This window comes from Sulfurimonas sp. (assembly GCF_026196735.1).
In the GTDB taxonomy this organism is placed as follows: Bacteria; Campylobacterota; Campylobacteria; order Campylobacterales; family Sulfurimonadaceae; genus Sulfurimonas.
The window spans coordinates 123,533-141,213 of sequence record NZ_JAPHUF010000002.1 but is presented as its reverse complement, the minus strand read 5'-3'; the positions used below and the strand labels follow the sequence as shown (position 1 = coordinate 141,213).

19 protein-coding genes are annotated in these 17,681 nt (G+C 34.1%); 6 read left to right on the top strand and 13 right to left on the bottom strand.

Going from position 1 to position 17,681, the window contains the following annotated elements:
• Positions 1-2 precede the first annotated feature (2 nt).
• A complete protein-coding gene (locus OQK60_RS00990) occupies positions 3-344 on the top strand; it encodes an arsenate reductase family protein (protein ID WP_297683180.1) in 342 nt (113 codons plus the stop codon).
• Positions 341-1,423, top strand: coding sequence for a type IV pilus twitching motility protein PilT (locus OQK60_RS00985; protein ID WP_297683178.1), 1,083 nt, complete (start codon positions 341-343; stop codon positions 1,421-1,423). Before OQK60_RS00990 ends, OQK60_RS00985 begins: the two co-directional genes overlap by 4 nt.
• Here OQK60_RS00985 and OQK60_RS00980 read toward each other — a convergent pair.
• From OQK60_RS00980 to OQK60_RS00955, 6 genes are read right to left on the bottom strand one after another with little or no spacing between them, the layout of a single operon-like run.
• Positions 1,420-1,908: a SprT-like domain-containing protein gene (locus OQK60_RS00980; protein ID WP_297683176.1), complete on the bottom strand. Its 489-nt coding sequence runs from the start codon at positions 1,906-1,908 to the stop codon at positions 1,420-1,422. The two genes, OQK60_RS00985 and OQK60_RS00980, sit on opposite strands and share 4 nt — an antisense overlap.
• On the bottom strand, positions 1,905-2,924 hold the full coding sequence (locus tag OQK60_RS00975; protein WP_297683174.1) for an SAM-dependent methyltransferase: 1,020 nt from the start codon (positions 2,922-2,924) through the stop codon (positions 1,905-1,907). Before OQK60_RS00975 ends, OQK60_RS00980 begins: the two co-directional genes overlap by 4 nt.
• A gap of 29 nt (positions 2,925-2,953) precedes the next feature.
• Complete coding sequence (locus OQK60_RS00970) at positions 2,954-4,174, bottom strand: TolC family protein (protein ID WP_297683172.1); 1,221 nt, start codon at positions 4,172-4,174, stop codon at positions 2,954-2,956.
• On the bottom strand, positions 4,131-5,312 hold the full coding sequence (locus tag OQK60_RS00965) for an acetylornithine transaminase (RefSeq protein WP_297683170.1): 1,182 nt from the start codon (positions 5,310-5,312) through the stop codon (positions 4,131-4,133). Before OQK60_RS00965 ends, OQK60_RS00970 begins: the two co-directional genes overlap by 44 nt.
• Positions 5,312-5,908 (bottom strand): molybdopterin-dependent oxidoreductase, encoded by a 597-nt coding sequence (locus OQK60_RS00960; protein WP_297683169.1) that lies wholly within the window; start codon positions 5,906-5,908, stop codon positions 5,312-5,314. The genes OQK60_RS00965 and OQK60_RS00960 overlap by 1 nt, the downstream gene beginning before the upstream one ends.
• A complete protein-coding gene (locus tag OQK60_RS00955; protein WP_297683167.1) occupies positions 5,901-6,698 on the bottom strand; it encodes an HlyD family secretion protein in 798 nt (265 codons plus the stop codon). Before OQK60_RS00955 ends, OQK60_RS00960 begins: the two co-directional genes overlap by 8 nt.
• Positions 6,699-6,820: 122 nt before the next feature.
• Here OQK60_RS00955 and OQK60_RS00950 point away from each other — a divergent pair, with 122 nt between their 5' ends.
• Entirely contained in the window at positions 6,821-7,774 is a 954-nt protein-coding gene (locus OQK60_RS00950; RefSeq protein ID WP_297683165.1) for a chemotaxis protein, read from the top strand.
• A 60-nt stretch (positions 7,775-7,834) separates the two neighbouring features.
• Here the strand turns inward: OQK60_RS00950 and OQK60_RS00945 are convergent, their stop codons facing one another.
• From OQK60_RS00945 to OQK60_RS00935, 3 genes are read right to left on the bottom strand one after another with little or no spacing between them, the layout of a single operon-like run.
• Entirely contained in the window at positions 7,835-9,154 is a 1,320-nt protein-coding gene (locus OQK60_RS00945; RefSeq protein WP_297683163.1) for a sodium ion-translocating decarboxylase subunit beta, read from the bottom strand.
• Between the two features lie 4 nt (positions 9,155-9,158).
• Positions 9,159-10,952, bottom strand: a complete 1,794-nt coding sequence (locus OQK60_RS00940; protein ID WP_297683161.1) for a biotin/lipoyl-containing protein — start codon at positions 10,950-10,952, stop codon at positions 9,159-9,161.
• Positions 10,953-10,960: 8 nt separating this feature from the next.
• Positions 10,961-11,191: an OadG family protein gene (locus tag OQK60_RS00935; protein ID WP_297683159.1), complete on the bottom strand. Its 231-nt coding sequence runs from the start codon at positions 11,189-11,191 to the stop codon at positions 10,961-10,963.
• 145 nt (positions 11,192-11,336) lie between these two features.
• Here OQK60_RS00935 and OQK60_RS00930 point away from each other — a divergent pair, with 145 nt between their 5' ends.
• On the top strand, positions 11,337-11,627 hold the full coding sequence (locus OQK60_RS00930) for a DUF3817 domain-containing protein (protein ID WP_297683157.1): 291 nt from the start codon (positions 11,337-11,339) through the stop codon (positions 11,625-11,627).
• Positions 11,628-11,680: 53 nt separating this feature from the next.
• On the top strand, positions 11,681-11,977 hold the full coding sequence (locus tag OQK60_RS00925) for a hypothetical protein (RefSeq protein ID WP_297683155.1): 297 nt from the start codon (positions 11,681-11,683) through the stop codon (positions 11,975-11,977).
• A 168-nt stretch (positions 11,978-12,145) separates the two neighbouring features.
• Here OQK60_RS00925 and OQK60_RS00920 read toward each other — a convergent pair whose 3' ends face one another.
• A complete protein-coding gene (locus OQK60_RS00920; protein WP_297683153.1) occupies positions 12,146-12,652 on the bottom strand; it encodes a hypothetical protein in 507 nt (168 codons plus the stop codon).
• Positions 12,653-12,741: 89 nt separating this feature from the next.
• Positions 12,742-14,634, bottom strand: coding sequence for a molecular chaperone HtpG (gene htpG, locus OQK60_RS00915; RefSeq protein WP_297683151.1), 1,893 nt, complete (start codon positions 14,632-14,634; stop codon positions 12,742-12,744).
• A 142-nt stretch (positions 14,635-14,776) separates the two neighbouring features.
• Between htpG and OQK60_RS00910 the strand changes: the two genes are divergently transcribed.
• Positions 14,777-15,091 carry a hypothetical protein gene (locus tag OQK60_RS00910; RefSeq protein WP_297683149.1) on the top strand — a complete coding sequence of 105 codons (315 nt, stop codon included), beginning with the start codon at positions 14,777-14,779 and terminating at the stop codon, positions 15,089-15,091.
• Positions 15,092-15,096: 5 nt separating this feature from the next.
• Here OQK60_RS00910 and hypF read toward each other — a convergent pair whose 3' ends face one another.
• Positions 15,097-17,319 (bottom strand): carbamoyltransferase HypF, encoded by a 2,223-nt coding sequence (hypF, locus tag OQK60_RS00905; RefSeq protein ID WP_297683147.1) that lies wholly within the window; start codon positions 17,317-17,319, stop codon positions 15,097-15,099.
• Between the two features lie 4 nt (positions 17,320-17,323).
• On the bottom strand, positions 17,324-17,665 hold the full coding sequence (gene hypA / locus OQK60_RS00900; RefSeq protein WP_297683145.1) for a hydrogenase maturation nickel metallochaperone HypA: 342 nt from the start codon (positions 17,663-17,665) through the stop codon (positions 17,324-17,326).
• Positions 17,666-17,681 lie beyond the last annotated feature (16 nt).

Sequence of the window (17,681 nt, the reverse complement as noted above, 5' to 3'; positions counted from 1 at the left end):
TTATGATAAATATTTACGGTATTAAAAACTGTGACAGTGTAAAAAAAGCGCTATCTTTTTTTAAAACGCATAACTTAGAGTACACTCTGCAAGACTTTAAAACAGATAATGTCGGATGTGAAAAAGTCTCATATTGGCTTTCACATGTAGATATGAAAACTCTTTTTAACTCAAGAAGTACTACATACAGAACATTAAATCTAAAAGAAATCAACCCAGATGATAGTGAAAAAAAAGAATGGCTTTGCAGAGAGAATCTTCTGCTAAAAAGACCGATTATAGAATTTGAAAATAAAGTTCTTGTAGGGTATAATGAAAAAGAATATAAAAAGGAATTGTTATGAGTGAAGCTACAGCTAAACCAATAGAGATTAAAAAACTACTAAAAAGTGTTATGCACTTTGATTCTTCAGACTTACACCTTGTTCCGGGAAGTGAGCCGCAAATTAGAATAGATAAAGAGTTAAAACCTCTTAATCTTCCTGTTTTAAATGCAAAAGAGATAGAAGAGATGGCTTATTCTCTTATCGAAGATAAACAGAAAAAAGTTTTTGAGGAGTATAATGAACTCGACTTCTCTTTTGAGTTAGATAATGTCGGCCGTTTTCGTGCAAACTACTATCGTACCATTGGTGGTATAGCTTGTGCCTTTCGTATGATTCCTATTGATATACCGACACTAGATCAGTACAATAACAACCCCATTTTTAAACAACTTGTTAAAAAAGAAAAGGGTCTCATCCTTGTAACCGGTCCAACCGGTAGTGGTAAATCAACAACACTAGCTTCTATGCTTCATGAGATTAATATGACTGAGAGAAGACATATTATTACTATTGAAGATCCGGTTGAATTTGTGCATAAAAATGTCAAATCTCTGTTTTCACAAAGAGATGTCGGTGAAAATACAGCATCTTTTGCTACTGCACTTAAATACTCACTTAGACAAGACCCGGATATCATACTAATTGGGGAAATGAGAGATGCTGAAACAATTGGCGCGGCACTGACAGCTGCTGAAACCGGGCACCTTGTATTTGGAACTCTTCATACCAACTCTGCACCTGGTACTATTAACCGTATTATTGATGTTTTTGACGGCGAAGAGCAAGCTCAAGTTAGAGCACAACTAGCTTCTTCTTTAGTTGCTGTAATTTCTCAATCTCTAATTCCGAGAATTGGTGGTGGTAAAGTTGCTACACAAGAAGTGCTTATATCAAATCCGGCTATTCAAAATCTAATCAGAGAAGATAAAGTCCACCAACTTTACTCTCAAATGCAGCTAAATCAGAATGAGACAAATATGACTACACAAACTGATGAACTTGTAAAATTATTACGCAAAAAAGTTATAACAAAAGAAAATGCTATAAAAAATTCAAATAGAGCAGAAGAGCTTATTAAAATAATAAACGCTTTTTAAAAGGGCATCTTGCCCATTACCACATCTTCGCTATTAACATATTGCTCGCAATTCTTTCCGCCAAGATTGACACAGGCTTCTTTCCATTTTGAAGAGTGTCCATCACCGTTAGAACCATAATGACCTAGCTTAAACATCAAAGCATGAGCATATTCATGAGCTATGACACTCTCAACCATATACTCCATACTCTCTTTCATTACTTTTTTATTTAAATATATCTTTATTTCACCGTTATTATACGATGTCACTCCATAAAGTCTGCCTTTAAACTTGTCAGTTACAATTAATGGGACTTTAAAACTAAAACCATAATTTTTCTGCATAAGATGCAAAACTTCTTGCTCTTTAGAAAATATAAGCTCTTTATATTCATCTGATATTTCGCTATTTTTAAAGAGATAATTTTCATACCAATTATAAGCAAGAATAAATACTGATATAAGTATAACAATTAAAAAAACTTTCTCTAGTTTTTTTATCATTTTGTCTCTTTTTTGAACCTTATCATTTTGAATCTCTCGCCTAAAAAGTTTGGCATTATCAACATCTTGGCTTTTTCCAACTCTTGAGCATATATCTTTTCTTCTGCATTTTCTTTAAGCATCTCTAAGAGTTCCAGTATACCCATGTTAACTAATGCTACCATTTGAGCTTTTAGCTCTATAAACTCTACGCCTGCCTCTTCAAAAGCATCTTTAACATGTGCAAATGTCACATCATAAGTTATATCTGATTTTGCAAAGAGTTCTTCTCTTTTTATGTTTTCATCTTCATTCTCTGTGAGAAAAAATGGGATAACCTCATGTTTAGCATATACTCTTAGTGAGAAATCAGGTCTCGCACCCATCTCTCCGTAGTCAAAACTCATAAATTCAAACTTACTACATGTAGAAGCCATTTCTTTAGCAAACTCTTCATATCCTACAGCTATCTCACCTCTGTCTTTATGGTATTTCTCTGCCTTGCTTTTTACCCACTCATTGTCTTCATCAAAGTCAACTTTGTGTCCATCAACTCTAGCCGTTTTACCTTTGTAGTACAGCTCACAAGGAAATGCATCAAATATCTCATTTGCAATAAAAAAAGCATTATCACACTTTAACTCACTCAAAGATTTATAGTGCGTCAACTTTACAGCATCGCCAAATGATTCATTAAAGTAGTTTTTTTGAAACTCTTGAAGCTCATCAAACCTCTCTATAATCACAAAGTTAAGTGTAGAGAGCAGTTTTGGTCTAAGTGTGTATATAAACTCAATCACATCAGCTAGAAAGTACCCATGATGAGCACCAATCTCACAAACGGTTCCGTTTTTTGATAAAAAACCGTCATCTACTAATGAGATTATGTGTTTGGCTATACTTCCGCCAAAAAACTTGCTGGTACTTACCGCTGTGTAAAAATCTCCACTTTTTCCTATATTCTTATAAGTCGCGTAGTAGCCATTTTCTCCATAAAGCCACTCACCCATATACTCGCTAAAGTTACGACTCGGCATTTAGTGCCTCCCTGCATTGCCCTTTAGGTCTAATCATCTTTGTACATCTCATAAAGAGTCAATAACTCAAGTTGTTTATCTATCTCAAAAATTTTTATATCTCTACCTTGAATCTCAACCGAATTTTGTAAAAGCTCTACATCGTAGTTTGTCTTATATCCGGCTCTAAACAACTCTTGTGTATCTGATAACAGTCTCTCATAAAGTTCTCTGTTTTCTACACTCAGCTGCTTTTTCTTTTCAAGATTATCTATGTTTTGCATAACCTGCTCATAAATAGCATTTAACTCTCTTTTTCTATCTTCAATAACCAGTTTTGATTTTAAAAAATCAACTCTTGAAGATTCAACATCTCTAAATGTATTTATATCAATCGGCATAGTTGCTCTAAATCCATAGTTGTAGTAGTCAGTCCTGTTAGAGACACTTGCAGAACCTGGTATATACTGCTGATTTTGACTCTCACTCCAATTATAACCTGCGGTTAGACTTACACGAGGAAGATATTTTGCCACCGTAACATTTTTGTTGTATCTGTTTTTCTCTATCTCACTTTGAGACATATTTAAAATAATGTTATGCTCTAAAAACTCTTCTTGACTTAAAAATTTTAGTGTTGGAACAAAAGCATTTTCATGTTTCACATCGCTAATTGCATTAAACTTTGAGATAAGTCTCTCTTTATTCGTCTGTATGTCATAAAGGGCTTGAATAACAATATTTCTCTCTATTATAGCATTGTCCAAAAAACCGGAATCTAGTTGACCGTTTAAATAATCTTCTTTTTTTTGTGCAAGATTTATCTCAGAGTTTTTTATTTGAAGTTTTTGCTTATCAATCTTTAAATCAATCTGCTTTATCTGCATCAAAAGCGAAATTGCATCTTTAACTAACTTTCTTTTTGCAGCATCTACAGAGTAGTTTGCATAAATTTTAGAAGCCTCTGCAAACTTGATGCCGTAATAGATTCCGCTACTTTGAAAGATTGGCTGATCCATCGTTATTGAACTGTTCTCTTGAATCTGCTCATTTTCATAAGGATTACTTTTAGAGTAGCTATAATTTAGGTTAAGAGGAGCTATCCATGAGTCACGCAGCTTAGAGCTCTCAGCCTCATTTTTCTCATAGTCATATTTAAACTGCTCTTTTTTATTGTCAGAGATATACGCGTCTAACTGTTCATCTGCATCACTGCCGACTAAAGTACTAAAGAGAACTAACAGCGTTACTAAGGGCTTTAAAACCTTCATCTATTTCCTCTTTTGTTATTGTTAGCGGTGGTAAAAATCTTAGAGTATTTTTTCCTGCTTTTAGAACCATTACACCATTTTCTCTTGCGTTGTTTATAACACTAGTCAATGTTTCGGCATTTTTTGTTCTTAAACCACACATCATTCCAATTCCAACTCTGGATGTAAAAAGATTTCTGTTTGCCATATAAAATTTTTCAAGTTCACCGTTAAAATAAGCCGTATTAGTCTCTAATTCTCCGCTTTTTTTGTACTCATTTAAAATATCCATAACTTCACACACAGCAGCGGTGCTAAGATAGTTTCCTCCAAAAGTAGAACCATGATCTCCGGCACTCAAAATACCTTTAAGAGATGTCATAACAACTCCCACTGGAACTCCGCCGCCGACACCTTTTGCCAAAGTTACGATATCTGGCTCAATCTCATAAAGATTTGAAGCTAAAAATTCTCCTGTTCTGTAACCGCCGGTTTGAACTTCATCAACAATAAGTAAAATATTTTTACTCATTAGAAGTTTTGCTAAAGCTTGAACTTCTTCTTTGTTTTGTGGTTGAACTCCACCTTCGCCCTGAACTAACTCTATCATAACCGCACAAGTGTGATCATCAAGCAGACTCTCTACATGTGCAATATTATCAGCATATACAAATCCATCGGGATACGGTCCAAAGTAGTTGTGCATTGCTTCTTGTCCTGTCGCTTTTACGGTTGTAATAGTCCTGCCGTGAAACGAGTGCTGAAGAGTTATTATCTTGTATCTCTTAACCTCTCCGTCTCTCTCACCAAATTTTCTAGCAATTTTGATAGCTCCCTCATTTGCCTCAGCTCCACTATTTCCAAAGAAACACTGCATATCGTAACCGCTCGCCTCTACTATCTTTTGTGCAGCTCTCGCCTGTGGAGCGATATAGTAAAGATTTGACATGTGAGTAATCTCTGATACCTGCTTACAGATGGCACTGCTTACTCTCTCATTGCCATGTCCAACACTCACTACACCGATACCTGATGTAAAATCTATATATTCTTTGCCGTTACTGTCTATAAGTCTTGCATTTTTACCGCTAACAAACTCTACATCAGCTCTTGCGTATGTAGGTAAAACATATTTATTATCTAATTCTTTAATATTCATTACTCTATATCCTTTAGTATATCCAAATCAAATTCTTCTAGAAATTCAAATTTTTGCTCTTTTATATCAAAACCATCTTTGTAATCATCTTTGTCAACATGCATAACACCGCACCCCTCTTTGTCAAACAGACCCAGCATAACACCGATAGCATTTATACTCTCGACAGTATCATCGCTTTGACTATCCTTGTTAACCCCTTTACCGCAAACTATCATCACTTTTTTATTTTCAATTAACTCTATGATGTTTTGAATTGCGCTTACATCTAAACCAATCTTTTTTAAAGTAGATACAATCCTGATACCTTGTGTAAGCTCGTGATACTCTTCATAATCGCTTGCATATTTTTCAACAAACTCCTTGTCAAAGTTATCATAAATATATAAAAATCTGCTCAATAACATTGCAAAAAAAAGATCTGTATCTGACTTTATTTCAATATGTAAATCTGCTTCTTTAGCTATCTCTGTTTTTACAGGGTCAATTACTATAGTTTTTTTATCTTTTAGCACTTCAAAAAAAGCATCTGAATCAACATGTGAATCTATTCCCCATAATATTACAACATCTGAGGAAGATATTTTATCAATCATTTTTTAGCTCCACTTTAACAAGTCTAGAAAATATTTTTGGAGATTTTAAAATTATTTGAGCCATATATTTAGATATATTTGTACTGTCTGCTATATTTAGAAGTCTTGAAACTTTATAAGATGTTTTTTCTCCATCAATATATACGGTCTTTTTCTCTGCATTTAGCACATCGGGTTCATCTAAAAAAATAATTAATTTTGCTTTTGACACATCTGCTACTTTTGCAAGTGGAGTTGCCACGCCTACAACTTGTCCAGGCTTAACAAGCATGTCATAAAGGACAAAACCCTCAGCAGTGAGATTTTTGTCTTCTAAAATTTTTTGAAGTTGAACTTCTCTCAGTTTCATATCTGTTATCTGAATTTTTAAGTTATTTATCTCTTTTTGAGTATTTAAATATAGATTTTCACTAGAAATCAAATCATAAAATTCTCTATCTTTTTCTACAGATGATTTAAATTTTAATGATTCTACTTTTTTATAGTTTTCTCTTTTTTTATTTAGAGACTTTTCTAAATTATCCAGCACCCCTTCATTTGCACTTATTATTTCTCTCATATACTCTAACTTGTCTTTTATATACTTCAACTCTTTACTATCAACATCAGAATAAATACGAATATAAGGCTCTTTTGAAAGGGTTGTTCCAACTAAATTCTCATTAGCATATATAACTTCTCCTGAAACATTTGAAGAAATTTCTCTCACCTCATATGGCTCAACTTTTGCATAATAAACTTTTGCAAAAGAAATACTAAACATCAACAATATCATTATTAAAATTTTCACTTACGATGCCTTCTAGGGTATACCCCTTAATAATTAGGTGTATTTTACCATTTCAATATTAATATTCAAGCATTATTGATTTTATTTTGGGTATTATTTGGGAGATTAATTAAAGGGTACAAATGGCTATTTTAGATAAAGTTGATGCTACTGCAAATCTAGCAAAAAACAATGAAGTACAACTTTTAGTATTTAGAGTAAGTGATAAAACAGATTCTGCTTATTACGCTATAAATGTATTTAAAACAAGAGAAGTTGTTGAATCTAAAAATCATTATTTAACTCAAATACCTTCATCACACCCCATGCTAGAAGGTAGTATAGTTCTTCGTGGTTTACAAATTCCTATACTTAATCTTCCTCTATGGTTAGAAATAACTCTAACTAAAGAAGAGGTCAAAAAATCAAATATTCTTATATGTGATTTCAATGGAGTCATAATTGGTCTTAGAATAATGTCTGCATTTAGAGTTATTAAGAAAAACTGGAATGAAATGCATGCACCAGACAGCTACAGACTTGGCGAAGACAGTGTTGTTATCAATGATACAAGACTCGAAGACGGCAGCCTCTGTCTTGTTCTTGATTATGAAAAACTTTTAGCGGATGTAATACCTAATGCTATGGTAGATGTTCATGAATCTCCTGAAAACTTAATTGACTTAGAAATACCTAATAAACTGAAAAATGGAACTGTATTAGTTGCAGAGGATTCCAAAACAGCACAAAAACATTTAAATCAGATTTTTCAGAATGCAAACCTTGATATTAAAATTTTCAATAACGGAAAATTACTTGTTGATTATATAAATTCTCTTGGTGAGGATGCATTAAAAATCCCAGCAATAATAACAGATATTGAGATGCCTGAAATGTCCGGCTTTACTGTTGTTAAACTACTTAAAAATGGTGTATATACCAAATCAATACCAATCATTGTAAATAGTTCTATGACTGGTGCAAACAACAAAAGAGAAGCAGAGAGTTTAGGTGCAGATGGATTTATTGATAAGACAAAGAGTCACAACATAATACCATTGATTGTAGAAGCTATGAATTCTAGTGGACACATTTAAAATTCAATATAGTAAGTTTTACATGCAGGTAATACCTACATGTAAAGAGAGTTAAATCACTTATTGAAACAGTGAGATAAGTACACCGGCAGCAACCGCTGAACCGATAACACCCGCAACATTTGGACCCATTGCATGCATTAGAAGCATATTGCTACGGTCATATTCCATACCGACTTTATTTGATACACGAGCTGCCATAGGAACAGCAGATACACCTGCTGAGCCAATTAATGGATTTACCTTATGTCCAGGGAAAAGATTCATTATCTTAGCCATTATAACACCAGAAGCAGTACCTACAGAGAATGCAACAATACCAAGAGCCATAATGAACATTGTATCTGGAACTAAAAACTCATTAGCCGCCAATTTTGAACCAACACCAAGACCTAAGAAAATAGTTACCGTATTGATAAGTGAATTTTGAAGAGTATCGTTAAGACGCTCAACAACACCAGACTCTTTTAAGAAGTTTCCAAACATAAATGCACCGATAAGCGGTGTAGATGCAGGAAGAACCAAAATAGCAAGAACAAGTACCATTATAGGAAAAACCAATTTTTCTAAACGAGATACATGACGAAGTGTAGTCATCTTAATCTTTCTCTCTGCATCAGTTGTTAAAGCCTTCATGATTGGAGGTTGAATAATCGGCACCATTGCCATATACGAATATGATGCAACAGCGATAGCTCCAAGAAGTTCAGGAGCAAGTTTAGTAGCGATAAAAATCGATGTCGGACCATCCGCCCCACCAATAATAGAAATAGCCGAAGCTTGCTGAAGTGTAAAATCAGCAAAACCCATTTGAGTCAATGCGACTGCACCAACAAGTGTTCCAAATATACCAAACTGAGCAGCTCCGCCAAGCAGTGCTGTTTTAGGGTTTGACAAAAGCGGTCCAAAGTCAGTCATTGCTCCAACACCCATAAATATGAGTATAGGAAACATCTCATTTGCAAGACCCATATTATAAATGACACCTAAAAAACCATGCTCTCCAGCAATTCCTGCAATTGGAATATTTGCCAGAAGTCCACCAAAGGCGATAGGTAATAATAATAGTGGCTCAAAACCTTTTCTAATAGCTAACCAAAATAGAAAAAAAGTAACTAAAATCATAATTATACGACCCCATGATTTATGGAAGTTACTCATCTCTCTGCCATGTGCATCTAGCTCATCAGGATCTGGATTTAAAATAGCACTAACGCCGGTTGATTTCAAAAAACCACCTATCATCTCTGAAAATGGCTTACTTTGGTATGTCTCTTCTTTATGTGCTGATGCAACTTCTGTTGATGCAGGAGCACTAGCATGAAGAGCACCAAAGCTAAAAAGCATAAGTGCAAATAATTTTATTATAAAATACTTCATATAATTATCCTAATACAGCTACGACTTGACCTTCAACTACTTTATCATTTGTAGCAACATTTATTGATTTTATTACGCCACCCTTAGGTGCTACAACATCAATTTCCATTTTCATAGACTCTAAAATCATTATCACATCGCCTTCGTTTACGCTTTGACCCGGATTAGCAACAATTTTCCAAACATTGCCAGGAAGAAGTGCTTTAATTTCAATAATGTCACCTGATGTCTTTACCGTTGGTGCTGCTGGAGCTACGCTCTCACCATCAACTGCTGTTACTTGAATGTCTGCATCGCCCTCTGCAACTTGAACACTAAACTTTTGACCATCTACTACTACTGTATAATTTCCGTTACCCATACTTGAACTTCCTTCTTCTTTTTTCATTTGTGAAATTTTACGAACATTTAATTCGCCTTTGCCTTTTAAGAACTCGATACCTTTGTCTTGACAAGCTGCCGCTATAAAAATATTTTCTTCAGTTATCTCGATATCTTCTTCTTTAAGTCTTTTAATCCAAGTATCTAAAGATTTACTTTCATCTGCATCTGCCAAATCAAGAGCTTTTTCAGTTGTAGGATCTAATCCTAACTTTTCTGAAGCTATTTTTACAATCTCCGGATCTGGAGCAACAGGAGTTTTACCAAAATATCCAAGAACCATTTTTCCATAACCTGGAGCAATAGCATTCCATGGACCTTGCATTACATTATTAAGCGCTTGTTGAAAGTAAAACTGTGAAACTGGTGTTACTGATGTTCCATAACCACCCTTTTCAACAACTTCCGTCATCGCAGCGATCACTTCTGGAAATTTATCAAACATACCATTATCACGCATCATCTGTGTATTTGCAGTAAGTGCGCCGCCTGGCATTGGTGAAAAAGGGATAATAGGAGATACCATAGTTGCTTCAGGAGGCATAAAATAATCAGACAGACAATGTTGAAGTTCTTTTTCATAAGTAAGTATTTTATCTATCTCTAATCCACCAAGATCGTAATCCATACCTTTAGTTGCATGAAGCATAGTTAAAATATCTGGCTGGCTTGTTCCGCCACTAACTGGAGCAGCAGCCATATCAATACCATCAACACCGGCTTCTAGTGCAGCCATATAAGCAGCAACACTTACACCTGCAGTTTCATGAGTATGCAAACGAAGATGTGTTCCCTCGGGAACTATTTTTCTAGCCATAGTGATAGTTTCGAAAACTTTTTGAGGATTTGAAGTACCTGAAGCATCTTTAAAACAGATACTATTGTAAGGAATACCGCTATCTAAAATCTCACGAAGTGTCTTTTCGTAAAATTCAGTTGTATGCGCGCCTTTACATCCCGGAGGTAAATCCATCATTGTTACAACAACTTCATGTTTTAATCCATGATGAACAATTCTCTCACCGGAATATTTAAGATTTTCAACATCATTAAGAGCATCAAAGTTTCTAATTGTAGTAGTACCATGCTTTTTAAACATCTTTGCGTGTAAATCGATGAGCTCTTTAGAACCGGTGTCTAACATTACGGTATTTACACCACGAGCAAGAGTTTGAAGATTTGCATCCGGTCCAACTATTTTACGGAACTTGTCCATCATCTCAAACGCATCTTCTCTTAAGTAGAAATATAATGATTGGAATCTCGCCCCTCCACCAAACTCGAAGTGGTTAATTCCTGCTCTTTTAGCTGCTTCTACTGCTGGAAAAAAATCATCCATTAGTACACGACCGCCAAATACTGACTGGAAGCCGTCTCTAAAAGTTGTATCCATTACATCTATAAATTTTTTAGCCATATTAATCCTTAACCTTCTCTATGATATTTAATTGCTGCAGTAATTGCTGCAATCACTTTAGTATTATTATTTTGAATATTGTTGTTTGTACCCGCACTCGGTTTTGGTTCAGGGAAAAATTTATTAAGAATCTTTGACATCATATTCATCATGATGATCAATATAACTAGAAATGTAAATACAGTTGCCATTCCTAGACCCATAAATTTAAAACCCTCTATTACGAGGTTAGTTTCCATTAATATACCTTTTATTACATATTTCGCGTAATTATATGATAAAGATGTTTAAATAGAGTTGTCAAAAAAAAATTGAATTTAAAAAAATAGTCAAACTGTTACTTTTTGATTATATACTTCTACAAAAATTTAGATTAGGGTACACATGGTAAATGAAAATGTAAAAAAATTTGGAGTTATAAACACAGTAGAAGGTTATTCATACATAATATTGGTTTTTATAGCAATGCCTATGAAGTATATGCTTGATATTCCAATGGCTGTAAAAGTAGTTGGAATGATTCATGGAATACTTTTTATACTCTTTTGTGTGCTTTTAGTAAAAGCTTGGCAGGAAAGTAAGTGGTCATTTAAAAATAGTGTGATTTTCTTTATTGCCTCTTTAATACCATTTGGAACTTTTTTTACAAAAAGTAAAATAAAAACTTATGAATAAAAAAAGCTTTCTTTAGGTAAAATTACTATTATTAAGAAGAAGGAATTTATTTTATGATAGCTGGAATGTACGAACAAGATTTTATAGCATATATGATTTTTGGACTGACATTAAATTTTATTTTCTCGATACTTTTTGGTATTTACTTAAGTAAAAATATCGGCATGCAGGAGATGATGGAGTCAAAAGGAGACAAGCAGCAGTCTCTGTTTGTTAGTCTCAGCCTGTTTATCCCGTTTGCAAAAATGATAATTACACTTTATAGAGTGGCTATTTTACAGCTGTATTTTTTAGACAAAGGTCATTCTCACAAAGAGTTTTGGGTTTATATGACTACAAGTCGTGCATAATGAAAGATTTCAAGCTTAAACTTATACTTACGGTTTTGACCGGTGTAGTTTTTTCTTTTATTTTTATTTTGCTTGCTTTTGTTCTACCAACTACGAAAAAAGACTTAGTGATTAAAAAAGAACCTCAAAATTTATTAGAACAAGTTTCACAGTCAATCAAAAAATAGTCTATAACATATTTTTGATTTTTATCAGATTTATTGTCTCATAGGCGCAGAGTGGGTGTAATTTAATTGCTGATATCTCCAAAGCTTTTACACATAATCGCAGATTATCCAAGTCATCTTCTATCATAATTATTTCTAAAATTTTTCGAGCATCTTTAATACGCAGATTTCTAACAACCCCTAAGTTTTTATGAGCCAAATCTCTAATTTTTGTGTAATCTATATCAATATTATGAAGTTCGGCCTGCTTTAACTCTTGTATGTGTTTGTAAAATGTTATCTTTGATTTTAATATTTGTATAATGTAGTCTTCAACAAGCTGATGGATGACGGTTTCATCCAAATCTAATTCAACAACAGCCTCTTGTATATCATAACGGTAATCAGAAATTTCCAAATGGTGAAGATGCTTCTCCATAAACAAAGCACCATCATTTAGTAATTTATCTATAGAGCGACGGAGTTTAGCATTCTCCGGTCTTCTCTTTTCTGTACCTATTTTTTTCATGTAAAAAGAATATCATAATCTAGTTGTTATTTATATAAATGTGATAAAAACATCTCAATGAGTGCTACTAATGCACTCATCAAATAAACTTATATTGCCTTAGAAATAATTCTATTTAATCTTGAAATAAAATCAGCAGTATTTTCTAACTCTCTGCCATCAAAAAGTTTCGCTTGGTCAAGCAGTACATGTGCAGCATCGTTGATAAGATTTTGGTCTGCTGAATCTTTTAGCTTTATAAGAAGTTCGTGATTCGGATTAATCTGTAAAATAGGCGCAGGTTCAGGTGTATCACCACCCTGTCCCATCTGTTTCATCATCTGAGCCATCATGTATGCCGGATCTTCTTTGTCTACTTTTAGTTTAACTGGAGAATCTACTAGTTCCGTTGTTGTCTCAACAGATTTTACAGCATCGCCAAGAGCATCTTTAAACTCTTTTGCTAAACCTTCATAAGATTTTGCAACCTCTTCTTCAGCTTTTTTCTCTTCTTCACTCTCTTCAAACTTAGCATCACTAACCGGTACAAGCTTGTACTCTTTATAATCAGTTACCATTGGGAAAATGATAGTATCAACTTCTTCGTTAAGAATTAAAACATCAATACCCTTAGCTTTAAATTTCTCTAATGACGGGGAACTCTTAAGCATTGATAGAGAGGTTTTACCTGTGATGTAGTAAATCTCTTTTTTATCTTCATCTACATTTTTGATAAAATCTTCAATCATAACAGTTTCAGTGGAGTTAAGAGTATTGAACTTCATAAGTTCTAATATCTTCTCACGATTTCCAAAGTCACTGTAAAGACCCTCTTTTAAAACATTACCAAACTCTTTGAAAAAATCATCATATTTTTTAGGATCTTTTTTAGCCATTTTGCCAAGCTCTGAAAGTACTTTTTTAACAGATGCATTTTTGATTTTTGCCATAACAGCATTTGATTGTAAAATTTCACGAGATACATTAAGCGGTAAATCTTTAGAATCGATTATACCGCGTAAAAATCTTAAATAAGTTGGCATCAATTCTTTTTCATCATCTGTAATAAATACACGGTTGATATAGAGTTTAATACCAGTCTGGTAATCAACTCTGTACATATCCATCGGAGCTTTGTTTGGAATATAAAAAAGTGTAGTGTACTCTATAGCACCCTCAGCCTTGTTATGCATCCATGTTAACGGCTCTTCTGAAGAGTGAGCGATTGAACTGTAAAAATCTTTATATTCATCATCTGTAATTTCGCTCTTAGCAATTGTCCATAATGCATTTGCCTTGTTAATCTGCTCATTTTCTATCTCAGTTCTACTAGGCTCAGTCTCATTGCCTTCATCATCTTTTACAGCCGGAATATAATTCTCCTTATCCATAAAAATTGGGAATGGGATATGGTTAGAGTATTTTTTGATAACTGATTCAATTCTATAAGTTTCTAAAAATTCACTCTCCTCATCATTAAGGTGCATTACAATTGTAGTTCCATGACCGTCTTGTGTAGTATTTTCTATATCAAACTCGCCGTCTCCTGCACTAGTCCATAAAAATGCTTGATCCTCGCCAGCTTTTTTAGTTGTAACTTCAACTTTATTAGCTACCATAAAACAAGCGTAAAAACCAACACCAAACTGACCAATTAGGTTAGAATCTTGCTTTTGATCGCCTGTAAGATTTTCTAAAAATGCTTTGGTACCGGATTTTGCAATGGTACCTAAATTGTTCATTAGGTCCTCTTCGTTCATACCGATACCAGAGTCTTTAATAGTCAGAGTCTTAGCCTCTTTATTTGCAACGATATCTATACGAGGTGAGAAAGTCACATCTTTATATTTCTCGTCAGTTAAAACTAACATGTTAAGTTTATCCAGTGCATCTGAAGCGTTTGAAACCAACTCACGAATAAAAATTTCTTTGTTTGAGTATAGTGAGTGAATCATTAAGTTTAGTATTTGATTTGCTTCTGTTTGAAACTGATGTTTTGCCATTTTTAATGTCCTTTTTGTAAATTTTCGTAAGTTTATCAAAAAAAAGTTAATAGAAGCAATATATATCAAGTTTATTTAGTCCATATGACTAAAGTTAGTTTAGTCCACTTTTGTTTTAAGATAATTTAGATACAATATTTGCATGCAAAATGATTTTATAGAGATGATGGAACCGACACCAAAAATTCATACAAAAAAATGCAAAATAGTCTCTTTTATATTGTGGATATTTTTAAAATATTCTATATATATTACAACTATTTTGGCTTGGTACATGTATGATTATTTTATAGCCTTTTTTGTACTGATTCTTAGCTTTATTGTAGTTGGAATAGTTCGTTCAAAACTAAGAAACAGCGTAATTCCAACGAAACAAAGAGAGTACCAATACACCGACAAAGGCATAGCTGACTGGTACACGGCAAGAGAGTTGTGTATAGAAAATAATTCTGATTAGTTAGTTTATCTACTTGCTGCTGCAATAGCCTGCCCGTAGGCTATTGCACTGTCATTACTTACAAAACCACTAGGCACTGTTACATCTGGAATTATTTTCATAATAAGTCTTAGTAAAACTCTATTTTGAAAAACACCACCGCCTAAAACTACCGGTAAATCGTGTTTTTTTGACATGTCAAAAATAATTTCTACTAAGGTATTGAAAAACTTAGATACCGCTATAGTTTTATCTTCTTCTTTTAGTATTTGATAAAAAATCACACTAAAATCAATCTCTTTTTCAAGTATGCTAAATTCATAGAAATCTTTTATATTCTCATCATATAAGCTCTCCAAAAGCAGTCCGCTCTCGCCCTCATGAGATGACACATGTAGAATGTCTAAAATAGAAGCCACAGCGTCAAAAAATCGCCCACATGAACTACTTAGCGGTGAGTTTAAACCTTTTTTCCAAGCTTGATATAAAACTTTTAATTCGCTTTGTGTAAAAGAGGCCGTAGTGTGGTTATTTAGCGTTAAAACATCTTCTCCGTACAACTCAAATAAAAAACTAAGAGCAACTCGTCTTGGCTCTTTTATGGCCATTTCACCTCCAAGAAGTTTGAAATATTTAAAATGCCCTACTCGCTCGTAGCCCTTTTCATCGCAAACAAAAAACTCTCCGCCCCAAAGATGTCCCTCTTTGCCATATCCAGTTCCGTCAAAACTGACACCCAACACCTTTGAAGTTATATTGTTGAGACCCATAGTAGAGAGTATATGTGCGTAGTGGTGTTGCACCTGCATAAGCTCTACATGTGAATTTTTCTCTTTTAACTCTTTGGCGTATTTTGTAGATTCATAACGAGGATGTTTATCACACACTACTACATCCGGCTCAAAATCATAAATGCGTTTAAGTGTCTCTATGTGAGATTTAAAGTGCTCTATGCTTGAGAGTCCCTCCAAGTCTGCAATATATGGGGATATAATAACCTTATTTTCTATCGTTATTGCCACTGTAGACTTTTGATTTGCTCCAAGTGAAAGTATCTTTTTGTCTGTTTTATTTGGAAGTTTTAAATAAGTCGGCGAGTAGCCTCTTGCACATCTGAGCATAAATATTTTTTCATTTTCTACAAACAAAACAGAATCATCACAACTGTTTACAATCTCTCTGTCATGGTCTAAGCAGTAGTCCCAAATATGTGATAGTTTCATAATCTCCTCAGAGTTTATGCAAAGAGGCTCCCCTGAGATGTTGGCGCTTGTGGCGACAAGCGGACAATTTAATTTTTGCAAAATCATATGATGCAGTGGAGTATAGGCCAAAAATAGTCCAAGCTGATTTATGTTCGGAGCAACTGAGTCACACAGAAGTTCTCTTTCGTTTTTCCCAAGCAGAACAACAGGTCGTCTGTTAGAACTTAACAACTCCTCTTCCTTTGCATTTATGTGGACTATCTCTTTTGACATGTTGATATCTTTAACCATCACTGCAAAGGGTTTAGATGGGCGTTGTTTTCTCTCACGCAATAGTTTTACAGCCTTCTCATTTCTTGCGTCACAGACTAGATGATAACCGCCAACCCCTTTAATAGCCACTATTTTGCCATCAGCTATGAACTTTACGACTTCATCTACAACATTTTCAATCTTTTGTTTTTTACCACTCTTATCTAAAAGAGAAATCATAGGTCCACACTCAAAACACCCTATGGGCTGAGCGTGGTATCTTCTGTCTTTTGGATTTTTATATTCATCTTGGCACTTTTTGCACATCTCAAACTCAGCCATTGATGTGTTTTTTCTATCGTATGGCAGATTTTTTATGATTGAGTATCTAGGTCCACAATTTGTACATGTAATAAAGGGATAGTTGTATCGTCTGTTGTTTTTGTCTTCAAGTTCTTCTTGACACTCTTTACACATCGCAATATCTGAGGGAATCATGCTTGTAAGTTCATCAGAGCTCTCACTTTTTTTGATTGTAAAATCTTTAAATGTCTGTTTTTCATTTGAGGGCGAAATATCTATAGACTCAATATCACTTAGAGGCGGTCTCTTAGCTCTTATTTGCTCTACAAACTCATCAACCTTATCTTTTGTTGTATCAACTACAATAATTACGCCATGCGCGTTATTTGAGACATAACCATTTAGCTCCATCGATGTAGCGAGATTGTATATAAAAGGGCGAAACCCTACCCCTTGAACAACTCCTCTTATCTCAACTTTAAAAATCATGATACTACTCTAATTCCAAACTCATAAGATACATCTCTTCGCCATCAAGGACATTAAGCTCATAACTGCCACATTTAGGACAAACAAACTCATTTTTTTCTAACTCTGTCTCTTGCTTACAGCTGTTGCAATGTATTTTTACCTTTTGAATATTCATTACAAACTCAGCCTCGTGACAAATAGTTTCTTCTTTGAATGTATCAAATGCTTCTCTTAATAAATGCGGTTCTACTCCGCTAAGAACACCTATTTTTACTTCCACTTTTGTCACTCTAGTAGCATCGTTTGCTTTTACATGTTCTTGGCAACTCTCAATTAAAGATTGAACTATAGAGTATTCATGCATAATTTATGACCTTATA